Annotated in this window: 16 protein-coding genes, 1 tRNA gene and 1 pseudogene; 4 read left to right on the top strand and 14 right to left on the bottom strand. The window is 47.5% G+C overall.

Features of this window, described 5'->3' with window-relative positions:
- The first annotated feature begins 34 nt into the window (after nucleotides 1–34).
- Nucleotides 35–367, top strand: coding sequence for a hypothetical protein (locus tag DW947_RS18885; protein ID WP_005830869.1), 333 nt, complete (start codon nucleotides 35–37; stop codon nucleotides 365–367).
- Nucleotides 364–1,002: a nucleotidyl transferase AbiEii/AbiGii toxin family protein gene (locus DW947_RS18880; protein ID WP_005830867.1), complete on the top strand. Its 639-nt coding sequence runs from the start codon at nucleotides 364–366 to the stop codon at nucleotides 1,000–1,002. The genes DW947_RS18885 and DW947_RS18880 overlap by 4 nt, the downstream gene beginning before the upstream one ends.
- A 127-nt stretch (nucleotides 1,003–1,129) precedes the next feature.
- Here the strand turns inward: DW947_RS18880 and DW947_RS18875 are convergent, their stop codons facing one another.
- The 7 genes and pseudogenes from DW947_RS18875 to DW947_RS18840 form a co-directional block, all read right to left on the bottom strand.
- Nucleotides 1,130–1,585, bottom strand: coding sequence for a lipocalin family protein (locus tag DW947_RS18875; protein WP_005830863.1), 456 nt, complete (start codon nucleotides 1,583–1,585; stop codon nucleotides 1,130–1,132).
- Nucleotides 1,586–1,612: 27 nt separating this feature from the next.
- A pseudogene (locus DW947_RS21935) lies at nucleotides 1,613–2,281 on the bottom strand (IS982 family transposase); the annotation flags it as partial.
- Nucleotides 2,282–2,827: 546 nt separating this feature from the next.
- Nucleotides 2,828–2,901 (bottom strand) — tRNA-Ile (locus tag DW947_RS18860).
- Nucleotides 2,902–2,993: 92 nt separating this feature from the next.
- Nucleotides 2,994–3,305: a DUF4491 family protein gene (locus DW947_RS18855; RefSeq protein ID WP_005830847.1), complete on the bottom strand. Its 312-nt coding sequence runs from the start codon at nucleotides 3,303–3,305 to the stop codon at nucleotides 2,994–2,996.
- 9 nt (nucleotides 3,306–3,314) lie between these two features.
- On the bottom strand, nucleotides 3,315–3,779 hold the full coding sequence (locus DW947_RS18850) for an Lrp/AsnC family transcriptional regulator (RefSeq protein WP_005830846.1): 465 nt from the start codon (nucleotides 3,777–3,779) through the stop codon (nucleotides 3,315–3,317).
- Between the two features lie 230 nt (nucleotides 3,780–4,009).
- Nucleotides 4,010–4,876: an FKBP-type peptidyl-prolyl cis-trans isomerase gene (locus DW947_RS18845; RefSeq protein ID WP_005830844.1), complete on the bottom strand. Its 867-nt coding sequence runs from the start codon at nucleotides 4,874–4,876 to the stop codon at nucleotides 4,010–4,012.
- 18 nt (nucleotides 4,877–4,894) lie between these two features.
- The gene (locus DW947_RS18840; protein ID WP_044468323.1) at nucleotides 4,895–5,488 is read right to left on the bottom strand and encodes an FKBP-type peptidyl-prolyl cis-trans isomerase; all 594 of its coding nucleotides are present in this window, start codon (nucleotides 5,486–5,488) and stop codon (nucleotides 4,895–4,897) included.
- A 182-nt stretch (nucleotides 5,489–5,670) separates the two neighbouring features.
- Between DW947_RS18840 and DW947_RS18835 the strand changes: the two genes are divergently transcribed.
- Complete coding sequence (locus DW947_RS18835) at nucleotides 5,671–6,387, top strand: SIR2 family NAD-dependent protein deacylase (RefSeq protein ID WP_057256565.1); 717 nt, start codon at nucleotides 5,671–5,673, stop codon at nucleotides 6,385–6,387.
- A 265-nt stretch (nucleotides 6,388–6,652) separates the two neighbouring features.
- Here DW947_RS18835 and DW947_RS18830 read toward each other — a convergent pair whose 3' ends face one another.
- The 7 genes from DW947_RS18830 to metG all read right to left on the bottom strand — a co-directional run bounded on the left by DW947_RS18830 (nucleotide 6,653) and on the right by metG (nucleotide 15,152).
- Nucleotides 6,653–7,399 (bottom strand): glycosyltransferase family 2 protein, encoded by a 747-nt coding sequence (locus DW947_RS18830; protein WP_057256564.1) that lies wholly within the window; start codon nucleotides 7,397–7,399, stop codon nucleotides 6,653–6,655.
- A complete protein-coding gene (locus tag DW947_RS18825; protein WP_057281448.1) occupies nucleotides 7,392–8,657 on the bottom strand; it encodes a glycosyltransferase family 4 protein in 1,266 nt (421 codons plus the stop codon). The genes DW947_RS18830 and DW947_RS18825 overlap by 8 nt, the downstream gene beginning before the upstream one ends.
- 40 nt (nucleotides 8,658–8,697) lie before the next feature.
- A complete protein-coding gene (locus DW947_RS18820) occupies nucleotides 8,698–9,714 on the bottom strand; it encodes a hypothetical protein (protein ID WP_016272354.1) in 1,017 nt (338 codons plus the stop codon).
- Nucleotides 9,715–9,729: 15 nt separating this feature from the next.
- A complete protein-coding gene (locus DW947_RS18815) occupies nucleotides 9,730–10,599 on the bottom strand; it encodes a phosphorylcholine transferase LicD (RefSeq protein WP_005834345.1) in 870 nt (289 codons plus the stop codon).
- A gap of 64 nt (nucleotides 10,600–10,663) precedes the next feature.
- A complete protein-coding gene (locus DW947_RS18810) occupies nucleotides 10,664–11,575 on the bottom strand; it encodes a beta-1,6-N-acetylglucosaminyltransferase (protein ID WP_057281447.1) in 912 nt (303 codons plus the stop codon).
- Nucleotides 11,572–13,017, bottom strand: a complete 1,446-nt coding sequence (locus DW947_RS18805) for a lipopolysaccharide biosynthesis protein (RefSeq protein WP_098032005.1) — start codon at nucleotides 13,015–13,017, stop codon at nucleotides 11,572–11,574. Before DW947_RS18805 ends, DW947_RS18810 begins: the two co-directional genes overlap by 4 nt.
- Nucleotides 13,018–13,109: 92 nt before the next feature.
- The gene (metG, locus tag DW947_RS18800; protein WP_117962975.1) at nucleotides 13,110–15,152 is read right to left on the bottom strand and encodes a methionine--tRNA ligase; all 2,043 of its coding nucleotides are present in this window, start codon (nucleotides 15,150–15,152) and stop codon (nucleotides 13,110–13,112) included.
- Nucleotides 15,153–15,318: 166 nt separating this feature from the next.
- Between metG and DW947_RS18795 the strand changes: the two genes are divergently transcribed.
- Nucleotides 15,319–16,170 (top strand): PepSY-like domain-containing protein, encoded by an 852-nt coding sequence (locus DW947_RS18795; RefSeq protein ID WP_005834354.1) that lies wholly within the window; start codon nucleotides 15,319–15,321, stop codon nucleotides 16,168–16,170.
- Nucleotides 16,171–16,421 lie beyond the last annotated feature (251 nt).

The raw sequence follows: 16,421 nt of genomic DNA, 5'->3' as shown, positions 1-16,421 counted from the left end.
TCACTAATTTTGTGTTATTCTAAAACAGGGAGTTATGTCAAGAGATGTGGTAAAACAAGAACTATTGGCGAAACTGAAGCAAGAACACTGCTTTTGGTCGTACAATGAAAACTTAATCAAGGATATTCCAGATGATATGCTGATTGAGAAAACCTTGTTACATCTTGACTTGGAAGAAATAAACCAACTGTTTCTAATTTATCCTTTCAAGAAAATTAAGCAGGTGTGGCTGGATTATCTTGTTCCCCAAGCGGAATATCTCTACACGTTGAATCGTTTTTTTGCATGGTATTATTTCAAGGCAAAGAAGCCAGATGCTTATATAAAGTCTATGGCTACCCGCCATCTTAATAAAATGTTTGCATGAAAGGTTTAGCTCCACACACGCTGCAAGTTTTTGAAGCCGTTTCTAAGTTGGACTGCATCAAACCCTATCTCTTGGTAGGTGGCACAGCTTTGTCATTGCAAATGGGAACTCGACAAAGTGAGGACTTGGACTTTATGAAATGGCGTACCTCTAAAACAGAGAAAATGGAAGTGGCATGGTATCAGATAGAGAAAGAGCTCGCTGTAATAGGTGATATTCAGCATAAGGACATTTTAGATATAGACCATGTGGAGTATTTAGTGTCTGGAGTAAAGTTCTCCTTTTATGCCTGTCCTAAATATTCTCCTGTAAGTATGCCTGTGGAATATCTGAATAATCTCAGATTGGCAGATGTAAAGTCTATTGGAGCTATGAAGATGGAGGTGATGCTACGCAGGAGTAATTTTCGCGATTATTATGATATTTATTCCATCTTAAAGTCTGGTGTACCTATCAACGATTTGGTATCTTTAGCCCTTACCTACTCTGGACATAAATTGAAATCCAAGAATCTGTTAGCTATGCTCACCAACGGCTCTCGTTTTACAAGAGATTCCCATTTTGAGCAACTTGCACCGATTTATGCTGTAACTGCTCAAGAAATAGAAGATTATATAAAGTTTTGTTTATTATAAACTGCTGCAACATTCTTGCGAATGGGATTATATATAGAAGTATTCCTTGAAATTGTAGTAGCTTTATAAAAAGAAAAACAGCATAAGAGTTTCCTCAAATGCTGCTCTGTCTTAAGTAGATTGGTAATTAGTCAATCTTCTTGTAAGTGGTTGTTGTAATGTCATCCAATTCCTCGCTACCATCATCCATTGTGTCCCAATCCTCAAAGGCGAGAACCAACTTAGTAGCTGTAAGTTCATTAACAGTTAGGACATCTGAATAACCATCATCGTAAGAGATAGTCAGCTTATTGTCTTTCAAAGACCAACGACTTGTTTCTGTATATCCACCGTCCGCATAGCCTTCTGTGCAAGTACCGTCAGCTTTGAACTCCCATAAACCATTGGTATATGCTTCATCAGAAGTTACTACTTCCTTATCATTCTCCACTTTGTGAATCTTCTCCCAAGTGGTCTGCCATTTACCTATAAGGTTAGCTTGTTCAATGATTGTCTGTTCATCTTCATCATCACTACATGCTGTAAAGTTTACAGCCAACATGACCATTAATAAGGTCGTTCCAATTAATCTTAAAGTTTTCATTGTTGTTAAGATATAGCTCATCTTTAGTTATCTTAACAACAGTGTAAATGGTATTCTCTTCTCCCCAATCAGTTGTATAATAAGTAACGAACATATATCTGTTAGGGAAGTATTCAAATGTATCATTTTGAGTGTCATTTTCGCCTTTCTCTGTATAGGTGTTATCCTTATTAAAGGTAAGGATTTCTCCCTCTGCTCAATGTTCTTCAATTCGTCATTGACCGTTTCGATCAAGGCTCTTTTTCTGAGCAAAATCTTGTCGGCAATACTCATCAGTGAATTCTTCATATTGTTTTTAACTTTAGTGACAAGCTGTATGCCATTAAGAAAAGGGTTCTCAAACAGAGCCTGACCAATATATCCTTTGTCTGCACATAGTTTTCCTTTGATGTTCTCCAGAAACTTACCTTGCTTCAACGGTTCCCGGTCATCCACGTTTCCAGGCGTGAACATGAAATTGAGAATTTCACCCTTGTCATTGATTATCAGATGCAACTTGAATCCGAAGGACCATCCCATTGAACATTTTCCACGCTCGGCAAGTCCCTCAAATGTCTTATGAATAAGGATCCTTTGGTTACGACAAACACGTAAGGGAGTGGAGTCCTCGCTTGTGGAGATTGACATCTGTCCAAGTGTTCTTAACAGGTGCAGGTCTTTGGATGGGTTGTAGGCATGGAACAAATTCAATGCTGCTGCAACTTCTTCTACAGTGACTGCTTCTTCTGCAAACTCACCCATGTTTAATGATTCTCTACGCTGTGCCATTTTGTAATAGTAGGCAGTGTCAAAATATATCTTGGCTTCCTTTCTGTTGTGGAACTTCTTTCCTGTTGGTAGATGAATTATCATGTCAGTTTAAATATTAGTAAATTAATAAGATAGTTTCTGCAATGAAATATAATAGGTAGTAACCTTTCCATTCTTTTTTCTCCTTGTCTTTAGATAGTTATTAAGATTAGCCCACAATCCAATGTGAACCTTATTATCTTTCACTCCCTGTTTAAGAGCCTTTGTTCTTATCTGTTCATAAGTAAATTCTTTCATTTTAGATATTCTGAATAGTTTGTAGTCTGCTTATCTGTGTGGTGAGATTATCTGTTTGTGGTACTTATTTTGGGGTCAACAATAGGTCAACAACGAAGCAAAACAGCCTGTTTCTTGTCAGTATTTCGAAAATCCAAAGAGAAGAAGTCCTAATAAAAAAGCCCCATAAACACTTGTTTATGAGGCAATTCTTCGTGGACCAGCCTGGGCTTGAACCAGGGACCTCCAGATTATGAGTCTGTTGCTCTAACCAACTGAGCTACAAGTCCGATGCATCCTTGCTTGGATAGCGGGGGCAAAAGTAGCATTTTCTATTGAAATATGCAAGACTTTTGGATAAAATTCCTTATAACCTTTGTCCTTAGAACTTATAAGTTCGTTTTGGATTCTTGGGAAACCAGCCTTTTTTCACTCGTTCTTCCTGCTCGAATATCTCCTTGATGGTCCAGAACGAGGAAAATGCAAAGACGCCCAAAAGGGAGGCTATCATGATGTTCTCCGTATAAAGGGAGGCAATGATGCCGCCGATGCCGAGTAAAAGGAAAATCCACCAGCACTTGGTGCCCCAATAATATTCGGCTTTCACAACTATGGGGTGAAACAAGCCGATGATGAGGAATGTGCAGATACCTATGACAAGGCCCGACAGATGATATTCGTTCAAGAAATCCATTGTTGTTCGTTATTTCTCGGGGCAAATAGGAATCTCCTTCTTGATGCTCTGTTCCAGGGAAATCAAGGTCTCGGTAGCGGTTACGCCAGGAATCTCCTGCATCTTGTTGTTCAGCAAATCCATCAGATGCTCGTTGTCGCGGGCATATACCTTGGTCAGCATGGTGTACGGACCAGTGGTGAAGTGGCATTCTACGATTTCGGGAATCTTGCCCAGCTCAGCAACTACCGTCTTATACATGGAGCCCTTTTCCAGCTTGATTCCTACGTAAGTGCAGGTTCTGTATCCAAGGGACTTGGGATTTACATGATAGCCTGAGCCAACAATAACGCCAAGGTCAATCAGGCGCTGTACACGTTGATGGATGGCAGCACGTGACACGCCACATTCAGCAGCTACGTCCTTGAAAGGGATACGGGCATTTTGGGAAATGATTTCCAGAATCTGCCGGTCAAGATTGTCTATTTTTTCCATAATAGTAAATAAGTAAAGTTCTTGTTGTTATCAAATAGTAAGCAAATATAGGACTTTATTTTAATTTATCTATAAAAAGGGACGGAAAAATGAATAAAAGTGAGGGGTAACGATAAGGCGCGGATTACGCGGATTTCACGGATTTAGTTTACCAAATCCGCGTTATTCCGCGTAATCCGCGCCTAAAAGAAGTATCAAGAGGGTTTTGCCCCTCCCTTCGGATTGTTACATTACTTCTCGATACCCAGCAGTTCCACTTCGAATATCAAAGTAGAGAACGGCTTGATTTGGCTACCGGTTTCTCTTGAACCGTATGCCAGGTCGTAGGGGATATAGAGTTCCCACTTAGAGCCGACGGGCATCATGGTGAGGGCCTCTGTCCAGCCTTTGATTACCTGGTTGGCACGGAAAGTAGCAGGTTCGTTGCGCTTGTAAGAGCTATCGAATTCTGTTCCGTCAATCAGCGTACCTTTGTAGTTTACTTTCACCTTGCTGCTGTCGGCAGGAACGGCACCGTTACCCTTGGTGATGATTTTGTATTGCAGACCGCTCGGGGTAGTTACTACACCTTCTTTAGCCTTGTTCTCAGCCAGGAACTTTTCACCGGCAGCTTTGTTGTCAGCATACTTTTCTGCGGTTGCTTTTTCTTTGATGGCATCCATCTGAGTACGCATGTACTCTTGAGCTTTCATCATATCCATAGCACCACCCTTGCCGATGACACCTGCTACGAAACCTGCCAGCAGATTTTCGCGACTGATGCTCTGTGTAGAGTCGTTGCCGAAGATTTGTTGGTTGAAGCCTTCCACCCATTGCTTGCTGACCATCTGGCCTACTTGCAGACCGGCCATGTAAGCCACGTCTTTCTTATCGATTTTGGCTGCGCCTTCGTTGAAACCTTTCAGGAATTCTGACATCTGGGTTGAGTCAATTCCTTGCTGTGCAAGATACTGGTCCAAACCTTCTGTACGTGCCATACCGATGGCGTAAGACAATGAATCGATGTCCGTCTTCAAATCAGCTTTCGGACTTTGAGCAGTACAAGATGCCATACCGGCAGCTACTGCAAGAGCCATGAGAAATGTTACTTTTTTCATTTTGCTTTTACTTGTTGTTTATTTAGATAAAATTTTCTGTAATTCGACTTCGAATACGAGCGTGCTGTGGGGAGGAATCATCTCGCCGGCACCCTGCGCTCCGTATGCCAGGTCGCTGGGGATGTAGAGTTTCCACTTGGCACCTTCGGGCATAAGCTGCAGGGCTTCCACCCAACCGGGTATCACTTGGTTTACACCGAACGTGGCAGGCTGGCCGCGTTTGATGGAGCTGTCGAACAGCGTTCCGTCAATCAGTGTGCCTTCGTAGTGGCATTGCACCTGGTCGGTGGCTTTGGCATAGCGGCCCACGTTTCCTTCCGTGATAACTTCGTATTGAAGTCCGCTGGGCAGCGTAACAACTCCCTCGCGTTTTTTGTTCTCTTCCAGGAACTTTTTGCCGGCTTCTATGTTTGCTGCGTTCATCTTCTCCTCCAGTTCGGCGAAGTACTTGTTGACGATGTCACGGGCTTCTGTGTGGCTGATTGCCGTCTGGTTGCCCTCCAAAACGTCTTTGATTGCTTGTGCAAAGTCATCTACTGCAATGCCTTTGGCACCCATGCTTAAAAGATTCTGACCTATTCCAAGGCCGATAGCATAACTGAATTTGTCCATAAGATTCTTTTGTTGACGACCGGATTGGTTTCTTTTCCAGTCTATTGCAAATTTATGAGTGGCAAAAGTACGTCTTTTATTTGAATGATAAGGCTTTTAAGTATTTAATTTTTCTTATTTATATCACAACTTGAACATTCTTCTTATATTTGTCTTACTTTAATAAAGGAAAGGAGCAGAAAATGAAGAACTTGGTCATATTGTCGGGTGCCGGTATGAGCGCCGAGAGCGGCATCAGCACATTCCGTGATGCGGGCGGATTATGGGACAAATATCCGGTGGAGCAGGTGGCGACTCCCGAGGGGTATGCACGTAATCCGGAACTGGTCATTAATTTCTATAACGAACGTCGCAAGCAGTTGCTCGATGTGGTGCCGAATGCCGGGCATCTGGGCGTTGCCGACCTGGAGAGGGATTTCAATGTAACGGTCGTCACCCAGAACGTAGATAATCTGCACGAGCGTGCCGGCAGTACGCACGTGATACACTTGCATGGGGAACTGACGAAGGTTTGTTCCAGCCGCGACCCTTATAATCCGCATTTCGTCAAGGAACTGGCGCCGGAGGAATATGAAGTAAAGTTGGGCGACAAGGCGGGCGACGGTACGCAGCTCCGCCCGTTCATCGTGTGGTTTGGCGAGTCGGTGCCGGAGATTGAGACTGCCATCCGGTATGTGGAGCAGGCGGACATCTTCGTCATCATCGGCACCAGCCTGAACGTTTATCCCGCTGCGGGACTGCTGAACTACGTGCCCCGTGCCGCCGAAGTGTATCTGATAGACCCCAAGCCGGTGGACACGCACGTCATGCGTCCGATACATGTCATTCAAAAGGGAGCTTCGGAAGGGGTAAAAGAGTTGAAGGCGCTGCTTGCAGCTACCCAGCCTCCTTTGCTTTAGGACTTAATCTCCTACTTCTTAGGACTTAGCCCCTCACGGTATAGGACTTAATATGCAGAACATCCGGATGTCTTTCTCCAAAACACCCGGATGTTTTACCCCAAAACATGGGGATGTTTTGCCCCATTACATCCGGATGTTTTAGGTGAAAACATGGGGATGTTTTGGGTACTCACTCCTATACTGTAGAGAGCTGGGTATAGGGGAGATTCCCACAAGGTATAGGTCTTGCGGGAATAAAGTATATTTGCTCTCGAAACTTGTGCTATTTCTTTATTACGGCCCGTAATACGAACCAGGCATGATGGGCTATGGTACTCGCCAGTCCGTAATGTCGCGCCATGATGCGGAAGCGTTCGCGCAGGGATGCTTGCCGGTTCTGGGTGGTCATTCCCTCTTCCAGATAGTCGATGAGGGTGAGATGGGTGTTGTGTAACGCCCTTGCCTTCTTCATCACCCGGATGCACCAGTCGAAGTCGGCGGAGAAGCGGTATTGCAGGTCGTAGGGTTCTACAAGGGAAGCTTTGGCAAAGAAGGCCTGATGGCAGACCAGCATGCCCTGCTTGAAGCTTCGCCAGGTAAGCACTTCCGGGGCGGCGAGGCGGCGCATGCGGATGAAGTGACCTTCCTTGTCCACCAGTTCCGTTTCGCCATACAGCACGTCGGGTAGTTCGTTGCCGGAGATGGAACGCACCATCTGCTGCAAGGTGTCGTCCTCGTGGAAGCTGTCGCCGGCATTGAGGAAGCAGAGGTAATCGCCGGTGGCAAGGCGGATACCTTTGTTCATGGCGTCGTACAGTCCCTTGTCCGGTTCGCTCACGATGCGGGTGATGCGGTCGCGGTAACGGTCGATAATGGAGAGCGTGCCGTCTTTGGACGCACCGTCCACAAGGATGTATTCTACGTGGTGGTAGGTTTGCGAGATAACGCTTTGAATCGTGTCCTCCAGTACCGCTTCGGCATTGTAGGTCACGGTGATGATGCTGAATTTCGGGGTGGGGTGGTTATGCATTTCTTCCGGTCACTTTGTTGTAAAGGTCAATGTATTTCTTGGCGACGACGTTCTCCGAATAGTGGGAGATGGCTTTCCGGCAGGCTTGTTCCGAGAGGCTGGGGTAGTCGGGTTCGGTCAGCGTCCAGTAGATGCCGTTGGCAAAGTCTTCCGAGGATTTGTATTGTGCCACGTAGCCGTTGTGCAGATGGTCTATCATCTCAGGGATGCCGCCCACGTTGAATCCGACGCAGGGAATGCCGCATGCCATGGCTTCCATGATGGTGTTCGGCAGGTTCTCTTCCAGCGAGGGGGTCACGAAGATGTCCACGGCATTGTAGATGTTCACCAGTTGGTGTTCGTTGCTGACGAAGTTCAGCGGGTAGACTTTGAATGGAAGCAGGTTTTCCAGTTGTTGCGATTGGTTGCCGAAGACGACGACACCCAACTGTTCCCGGAGTTCGGGATGCTTGTCGGCCAGCAGTCGGCACGATTCTATCAAGTAGTCAATGCCTTTCCGTTTGTCCGTAATCTTCACCGAGCCGAACAACATGAGCTTTTTGTCTTGCGGCAGTAGGCAACGGCTGCGGGCTTCCTGTCGGTTGCGGGGCTTGAAGAGGTTGGTGTTGATGGGGTTGGGGATGCACGTCACGGCATGTCCGCAGAAGAGGGCGCTTGTCCGGGCACGTTCTTCCAGCCAGCGGCTGCAGGTGACGAAGTTGATGTGACGGTTGCGATACAATGCCTGCTTTTTGTGGAAGATGCGGTAGGAAAGGTCACGTTTGCCTCCGCCTCCGTGGATGAAGGGGCAGTTGTGGCATTCCTGCTGGTAGTGGGTACACTCGCGAGCATGGTGACAGATGCCGGTGCAGGGCCACATGTCGTGCATGGTCCAGACGACGGGCTTGCCCGAGGTGAGAATCTTCTCGATGTTCTTCAGCGAGAGCATCCCTTGGTTTATCCAGTGCAGATGGATGACGTCTGCTTGCTGGAATTCGGGCAGTGAGGTGATGTCTGTCCCCGTGTTGGCTATGTCGACGGCAAAGATGTTCTTCTTGTTGAAGCGGTTGGCGCTCCAGATGACGATGCGCTCCCAGACGAACTTCCACACCATGCGCCAGTTATGGTCCAGTGACACAACGGAGATTTGGTCGGTCTGCTTGTCGCGTACCAGCAGCTTGGCTTTGATGCCGTGGTTCTTGAGTGATTCCATCAGACGGCTGGCGGCGATGGCTGCGCCGCCGATGCGTTCGGATGTATTGATAAGTAGTACTCTCATGACTGTTGTTCGTTTCTTCTTTTTTGAATGTTTTTTCTTGTTACAGATGCCGGTCTTGTTTCATCCATTTCCGGATACGCTTTTGCAGCGTTTGCCATATGATGGTGAAGTTGCCGTACCGTAGGTTCAACGCCAGTTCCTCGAACGACCGTGCAATCTTTATCCAGGGATGCCGCCATGCCATGATGCGGTAAACGCTATCCTTGTAGGCTGTGTTCTCGATGACGTGGCGAGGGTGCTTCAGTGGAAACTCCACTTCGTGGCGTTTCATGGTGAAGATGCGGCGGTAACCGCGCGGCATGGTGTGCACGGAGCCGGCAAAGTGGGTGGAGTCGGCAGTGGCTCCCAGATTGTTTATCATGTTGCGGGTGGGCACGATGCTCAGACCCGAATTGAACAACATGGAAGCGTGGAAGATGGTTTCGTAATAGGCTTTCCCGTGTTCGCGGTGGCGTTGGCACATGTAGATGAAGTCTTTGCGGTAGCGCCGTGTGTGGATGAGGTTCTTCAGTTGCCGCATGTTCTCCTTGTCGTCCAGGAAGGTGTAGAATTCATCCCATTGGTCCGTCACCCGCCGCCAGCTCGCCCATCCCCAGATGGAGAAGGTGGTGGCGAAGAAGTAGTCGGAAGTGATGTCGGGTGTAATCTCCTCGTTGTTGAATCCGGCAATCATGCTGATGCGTGTGTCGTGCTCATACTTGTCGAGCAGTTCCTTGCAGAAGCCGAAGAAAGAGACGGCGGGCACGTCGTCATCCTCAAGCACGATACATTTGTCCGACAAGGAGAATGCCCACTTCTGTGCCATGTATTCCGATGGGTCGCAGCCGTAGTTCTTCTCCTGGTAATTGTGGTGTACTTCGCATTCCCAATCGATGTCTGCCACCACTTTGCGACAAGCTTCTATGCCCGGCATGTCACGCTCGCCGCGCGGGCCGTCCTGATAGAGAAACAGTCGTGCGGGGCGTGCTTTCTTCACTTGTTCGAATACTTGCGCCAGCAGTTTGGGGCGGTTGAAGAAAAGAATCAGTACAGATACATCTACAAGGGCTGGTTTCATGGCAATTTTGTTGGATTAGGAGGTGGCTATATGGTCATTTGGTATGTTGAAAGAAAGAACTGCCGGATAATGATTGTTTATCTTGTCCTGCTCTTCTTCTGTATACCGGTGTAAAGTGGGATAGTTGTACCGTAGAAAGTTTTCCAATCCATCAGGTGCTTTCAGATAAAGTGGACCGAATTTGATTGGTTGTAAATGGTTGAGACTCGTCTCCAAAACATGGTCGGTAGTGGTAATCACATTGTTGTAATACAAAGTTTTCCATGAGTTGAAACAACTTTGCATTATCACCATCAAACGGTAGATTGTCTTTTTAGAGAGTGTCATATCAACTATCCGGTTCAGAAGGCAGGCAACAGCTCCACGATTGGTAGGGTTGGATATTTGACATTTTCCGAAGTGTTTCCATAGCCATACCTCTTTTCCCATCAGGCAGCATTTCAGAAAGTTGACGGCTTCATATTGTATCTTCCTTAATAGCTTATTGTTTGGAATACGGTCAAAAGGGAATATATCGACAAAGATTCCCTGATGCATAGGTACATCTTTAAACATCTCTTCGACAAACAAGGTGTTGTTTTTCTTGACTTTGGCAAAGTAATAAGGACTATGAGGGTCGGTATGTATCCATGAAAGAAAGTATGGTTCTCTCAGTTCTTGGGAGGCTATCTGGAGAAACTTATTGTAGTCTTCCCGTTTCATACCTATATCTATGTCGTCATCCCAAGGAAGAATCGCTTTGTCATAGAGTGCCCCTATTGCTGTTCCGCCGATTACAAAATAGGGAATATTGTGTTTGTCGCAGATGCGCACAATCTCTTCCAGTATTTCGTATAGCACCTGATGTAGTTGGGTCAGTTCTTCTGGGGTATATTGCTTCACCATGGATACCATTTTTGATTGATGTCTGCAAAAATAATGATAATAGTTGAAAGGAGCACTTTCCATTTCAATCTTCTTTTGCGAAATCGGACTTGAGTTTTTCTATCAGTGTGTCGGACTCCCCGCTTACCACTTTCCGGCAGAACATCTTTCCAGACTGCTGCAATACCGGCAGGTCCTCGAGTGTCATCACGCGGATGGATGCACCGTAGTCTATGTAGTGCAAGGGGGTGAGACGGGTAAGTCCGGGGTATTTTCCCTCTAAAAGAAGCCCTTTTGAGGCAAAAGGGGAGTTGAATACGATGGTCTGTATGCACAGTTCGCTGGGTACAAAGCTGGTTCTGAAATACTTCACCAGTTTCTCCTCCGTGCACAACTTTTCATATACATATCGTGCGCAGGGCAGCGTGATGGCCCAATAGTCGGAACCGAAATAGACATCTGCCTGCTTGCCTTCCAAGGGTGCGAAAGGGGCTTTCCGGATGGGGAGTATCTGTGCCAGCTTGCGCGATGCTACGATGAGTTTGTTCTTCCACCATATACTCTTCCAAGGCAGGTCACGGAAAGGGTGGTAATGGGTTATCTTGTGCAACTGCTGTTTCACGGTGCAGTGTGTCAGGTTGAAACCGCCGATGAATTCAGTGTCTTGATGCTCCTCGAAATAGTGGTGGATGGCGTTGTTGTTCCATAACGGATAGTCTTGCCCGCTCAGGCATACTACGCGGGTATAGGGGATACCACTATGCAATACGGCGGCAAGCAATTCTTTCTGATATTCCACTTGTTCCCATCCTCCCCAGCTTATCCGGTGGCGGGGCACGAAAGTGACCTTGTCTCCCAAGGCTTCTTCAAAAGGGTGTATATCGGCATTGAGGTCGATGTGCACGTAGAAGTCTGCCCGGTCATCCAGTGCGGCAACCAGGCGTGCCAAGTGTGGGGCATCCTTGTAGGCGGATATGATGTAGGCTATGCGGCTCATGCTCTTTTTTTCTTTAAGAGGAATTCAATGCTTTCCCGGAAGATGGTAGATTGTAGTTTCCACAAAACCAGTGCATAAAGCCCAGCTACCATAATGATTTTGGCTGCCATATTTAAGTATAGGTTTTCTATGGGCTGAGTAGCATAGTGAGTTGACACTACGAGTACAATGGATAGGGAGAGATAAGGAGAGATGTCTTTCAGCATATCGCGCAGTCTTAATCCTATCTCCCTCTTGACAAAACGGAACCATACAAACAGCCAGCCGATATTGATAATGACGAAAATACGCAGCATCCATTCCAACCCGTATGGGTATATGGCACATACAGCTACTATTTGCAGCAGGCTCAAGCTGATGGTGCTCCACATATAGATAGAAGAATGTCCCCGGCTGATGAGCAGGTTGGAGAACAGATTGATGACGGGAATAAATGCTCCCCAAATACATAACAGTTGCAAGATATCGGCACTGGGCAGCCACTTCTCCGTGATAGTGATTATAATCAGTTCTTTCGATACCAAGCTCAATCCCAGCATGGCGGGGAAAGAGATAAAGGCGGTGAAGCGCAGCAGCTTTCTGAATACGGCAAGTTGTCGTGCCTTGTCGTCGGCAACCCGGGTAAAGACGGGTTGTGCAATGCCGTTTATCATGCCCGTAATCGTGGTATGTCCCATGCCGTTCCACTTGTTTGCCTGCGTAAAGTTACCCACTTCCCGTTCCGAATAGAACTTACCCAACAAGACGGAAAACAAATTGTTATTGATTATGGTGAAGATATTCGTAATGATTATCTTACTGCTGAACCCTATCATCTCCTTAATGGGTGTGAAGTCGAACCGGAAGCGGGGTCTCCAATGCGAGAAGTAGAAGTTAAGAATCGTCATTACGGTGATGAAAGAGATGCTTTGCAATGCAATCCCCCAATAGGCGAATCCGTTTGCCGCCAATGTGATGCCCACAATACCGGAGACTATCAGACTTGAAATAGAAATGACGGTAGTGTCCTTGATTCTGAGGTTCTTGAATAGATATGCCCTCGGTGCAATGCTCATGCTGGAAATGACGAATCCCAAGAAGGAGAGACGGGACAGCGGTATCAGCTCGGGCGTATCGTAGAAGTCGGCAATCAGCGGTGCGGCAAAGAAGAGTAATATATATATAGTAGTGCTGCACATCAGGCTGAACCAGAACACGGCGTTGTAATCCTTGTGCAAAGTCTCCTTCCGGTTGGTCAGTGCCGAAATGAACCCACCCTCCTGCAAGGCGGCGGCAATGGCGGAGAAGATGGTAAGCATCCCTACCATACCATAATCCGAAGCATCCAGCAGACGGGCAAGGACTATTCCGAATCCCAGATTTAACAACTGCTGTATGCCGTTGCTGAATCCTCCCCAGAAGAGGCCTTTGGCTGTTTTTTCTTTGAGTGATGTATCGGACATAGTTTATTGGTTGATAAGGCAACGAGTTAACAAGGCCACGAGGCTTTTCCTTCCTCCTTGTAGCCTTGTTAACTCGTTACCTTGTTACTGTTTTATTTCACCTCGCTGCCCGGCTTCACCTCTTTCAGCAGTGAAGTCACCGCCAGCGAGCCGTCATAATTCTCGGCAGAGAGAATCATTCCCTCACTTACCAGCCCGTTCTTGAATTGGCGTGGAGCGAGGTTGGCGATGAACAGCACTTGCTTGCCTACCAGTTCTTCCGATTTGTAGTGCTGGGCAATGCCGCTGACGATGGTGCGGTTTTCCAGCCCGTCGGCAATCTTGAACTTCAGCAGCTTCTTCATCTTGGGCACTGCCTCGCATTCAAGCACTGTACCTACGCGGATATCCAGCTTTTCAAAGTCTTCGAAGGCGATGGTCGGCTTGATGGGGTTTGCCTTGTAGGTGGCGGCTTCGTTTGCCTTCTTGGTGGCAAGCAGCTTGTCTACTTGTGCCTGGATGACGTCGTCTTCTATCTTTTCGAACAGCAGTTCGGGGGTGCCCAGCTGATGTCCGGCAGGCAACAGGTCGGTGTGTCCCAGCTCTGCCCAGTCAAAGCTGTCCATGTTCAGCATCTTGCGAAGCTTCTCGCTGCTGAAGGGCAGGAACGGTTCGAAAGCAATGGCAAGGTTGGCGACCAACTGCAACGAGATGTGGAGAATGGTGGCTACGCGCTCCATGTCTGTCTTGGCAAGCTTCCACGGCTCGGTGTCTGCCAGGTATTTGTTTCCGATGCGGGCAAGGTTCATCGCTTCCTTCTGTGCGTCGCGGAATTTGAATACGTCCAGCAACTTCTCCACTTCTGCCTTGACGTCGGCAAATTCTTTCAGCGTCTCGCGGTCGTAGTCGTTCAGTTCGCCTGCGGCGGGCACTACGCTGTCGAAGTACTTCTTGGTGAGTTGCAGGGCGCGGTTCACGAAGTTGCCATAAACGGCAACCAGCTCGTTGTTATTACGTGCCTGGAAGTCCTTCCAGGTGAAGTCGTTGTCTTTTGTCTCCGGTGCGTTGGCGGTCAGCACGTAGCGTAGCACATCCTGCTTGCCGGGGAAGTCAACGAGATACTCGTGCAGCCATACCGCCCAGTTGCGTGAAGTGGAAATCTTGTCGCCCTCCAGGTTCAGGAACTCGTTGCTCGGCACGTTGTCCGGCAGGATGTAGCTACCCTCTGCCTTCAGCATGGCGGGGAACACGATGCAGTGGAACACGATATTGTCTTTTCCGATGAAGTGTACCAGACGCGTTTCGGGGTCTTTCCACCATTTCTCCCATGTGTCGGGCAGCAACTCTTTGGTGTTGCTGATGTAGCCGATAGGGGCGTCGAACCATACATAGAGCACTTTGCCCTCGGCGCCCTCTACGGGAACGGGAATACCCCAATCCAGGTCGCGGCTCACGGCACGCGGCTGCAAGCCCATGTCGAGCCAGCTCTTGCATTGGCCATAAACATTGGGACGCCACTCCTTATGGTCTTCCAGAATCCATTGGCGAAGCCATTCCTCGTGTTTGTCCAGCGGCAGATACCAGTGCTTCGTCTCACGCATCACGGGCTGGCTGCCGCTGATGGCACTCTTCGGATTAATCAGGTCCGTGGGGCTGAGGCTGGTGCCGCACTTCTCGCATTGGTCGCCGTAAGCGCCTTCGGCATGGCAGTGGGGGCACTCGCCGGTGATGTAGCGGTCGGCAAGGAAGGTCTTGGCTTCTTCGTCGTAATACTGCATGCTGGTCTTTTCGATGAATTCTCCCTTATCGTACAGCTTGCGGAAGAAGTCGGAAGCCGTGTCGTGATGCGTCTTTGAAGTTGTACGGCTGTACACGTCGAAGGAAACGCCGAACTCTTCGAAAGACTTCTTTATAAGCGTATGATAGCGGTCCACCACGTCTTGCGGGGTGATGCCTTCCTTCTTGGCGCGGATGGTGATGGGCACTCCGTGTTCGTCGGAGCCGCCGATGAAGATTACATTTTCCTTTTTCAGTCGCAGGTAGCGGACATAAATGTCGGCAGGAACATAAACGCCTGCCAGGTGTCCGATATGAACCGGGCCGTTGGCATACGGCAATGCCGAGGTCACGGTGGTACGTTTGAATTTCTTTTCCATTGTGTTATTATGTATCTCTTTTGTTATGAACGCTTTTAGTGGCACAAAGATAGCTGTTTTCTGCAAAATATGAGTATTCTTCCAGATTCTTTCCAGATTTAGGCTTCATCTTTGCCATACAAAATGAACAAACTTGGTATTGATAATGTAAAAAAACGAAATGACTATGAAACTGGAAAAGTACTTCTTATTATTGGCGTTAGGCGTGTTTGCCTTTGCCTTGCAAAGCTGTGATGATGACGACAACGACGGAATCTCCGTGCCCGCGGAACTGAGTAATGCGTTGGCCAAGGAGCATCCCAATGCCCAGCGTATAGAATGGGAAACAAAAGGTGCATATTATGTGGCTGATTTCCATGAGGACAATTTCGAAAAGGAGGCCTGGTTCACCAAAGACGGTGTATGGCAGATGACCGAAACCGACCTCCGTTATGCAGACCTTCCCGCTCCGGTGAGAAGCTCTTACGAGAGTAGTACCTATTATAATGTATGGAAGGTGGAAGATGTAGACAAGCTGGAACGTAAGGAAATGGCTGTTGTCTACATCATCGAAGTGGAGAAAGGTAATCAGGAAATGGACCTCTATTATTCGGAGGACGGCATTCTGGTGAAGGAAGTGGCCGATGCACACAACGGCGGTTCTCCCGAAGATTATCTCCCTTCTGATATTTCCGCTGCCATCAAAGATTTTATAGCAGAGAAATATCCCAATGCCCGCATTGTGGATATTGAAAAAGAAAAGAACGGTATGACGGAAGTCGAAATCGTGCACGGAAGTATCAGCAAGGATGTGATGTTCACCGCTGAGGGTGCATGGGCCTATACTATCTGGGATATCAGTAAGAGACATCTGGAGGATGTAGTGAAGAACGCCGTTACGGCTGCCCATCCCGGTTATGTCATTGATGATGCCGACTTTATTGAGACTCCCGATGGCAGTTACTTTTTGGTAGAGATGGAGCAAGGGGAAAGGGAAATCTACGTAAAGGTGACAGCGGAAGGTGAAATACTGCCATAGTCTTATACTGAATACTTCCCTTTAAATCAGCGTATTGTATTTACCGCTTGTTTACCTTCTAATGTAAAGCAGTTTACCATAGGGTGTAACGGCCGTTACTCCATATTGTAACGGTCGTTACACCATAGTGTAAAGCCTTTTACCTCGTAGTGTAAATGAAGTTACCGTTTGGGGTAACCGGAGTTATCATGTGAGGTGTGTCTTTTCCTGATTTAGCTAGACGCTTTTTCTTTTTATAACCGATATCAGTA

Source organism: Bacteroides sp. AM44-19, assembly GCF_003603395.1.
Taxonomy (GTDB): Bacteria; Bacteroidota; Bacteroidia; order Bacteroidales; family Bacteroidaceae; genus Bacteroides; species Bacteroides uniformis.
The sequence above is the reverse complement of the archived record's forward strand: the minus strand, read 5'-3'. Positions and strand labels throughout refer to the sequence as shown.

Coding starts and splice junctions, on each gene's coding strand:
- DW947_RS18885 (WP_005830869.1), top strand. CDS start 35: ATGTCAAGAGATGTGGTAAAACAAGAACTATTGGCGAAACTGAAGCAA.
- DW947_RS18880 (WP_005830867.1), top strand. CDS start 364: ATGAAAGGTTTAGCTCCACACACGCTGCAAGTTTTTGAAGCCGTTTCT.
- DW947_RS18875 (WP_005830863.1), bottom strand. CDS start 1,585: ATGAAAACTTTAAGATTAATTGGAACGACCTTATTAATGGTCATGTTG.
- DW947_RS18855 (WP_005830847.1), bottom strand. CDS start 3,305: ATGGATTTCTTGAACGAATATCATCTGTCGGGCCTTGTCATAGGTATC.
- DW947_RS18850 (WP_005830846.1), bottom strand. CDS start 3,779: ATGGAAAAAATAGACAATCTTGACCGGCAGATTCTGGAAATCATTTCC.
- DW947_RS18845 (WP_005830844.1), bottom strand. CDS start 4,876: ATGAAAAAAGTAACATTTCTCATGGCTCTTGCAGTAGCTGCCGGTATG.
- DW947_RS18840 (WP_044468323.1), bottom strand. CDS start 5,488: ATGGACAAATTCAGTTATGCTATCGGCCTTGGAATAGGTCAGAATCTT.
- DW947_RS18835 (WP_057256565.1), top strand. CDS start 5,671: ATGAAGAACTTGGTCATATTGTCGGGTGCCGGTATGAGCGCCGAGAGC.
- DW947_RS18830 (WP_057256564.1), bottom strand. CDS start 7,399: ATGCATAACCACCCCACCCCGAAATTCAGCATCATCACCGTGACCTAC.
- DW947_RS18825 (WP_057281448.1), bottom strand. CDS start 8,657: ATGAGAGTACTACTTATCAATACATCCGAACGCATCGGCGGCGCAGCC.
- DW947_RS18820 (WP_016272354.1), bottom strand. CDS start 9,714: ATGAAACCAGCCCTTGTAGATGTATCTGTACTGATTCTTTTCTTCAAC.
- DW947_RS18815 (WP_005834345.1), bottom strand. CDS start 10,599: ATGGTGAAGCAATATACCCCAGAAGAACTGACCCAACTACATCAGGTG.
- DW947_RS18810 (WP_057281447.1), bottom strand. CDS start 11,575: ATGAGCCGCATAGCCTACATCATATCCGCCTACAAGGATGCCCCACAC.
- DW947_RS18805 (WP_098032005.1), bottom strand. CDS start 13,017: ATGTCCGATACATCACTCAAAGAAAAAACAGCCAAAGGCCTCTTCTGG.
- metG (WP_117962975.1), bottom strand. CDS start 15,152: ATGGAAAAGAAATTCAAACGTACCACCGTGACCTCGGCATTGCCGTAT.
- DW947_RS18795 (WP_005834354.1), top strand. CDS start 15,319: ATGAAACTGGAAAAGTACTTCTTATTATTGGCGTTAGGCGTGTTTGCC.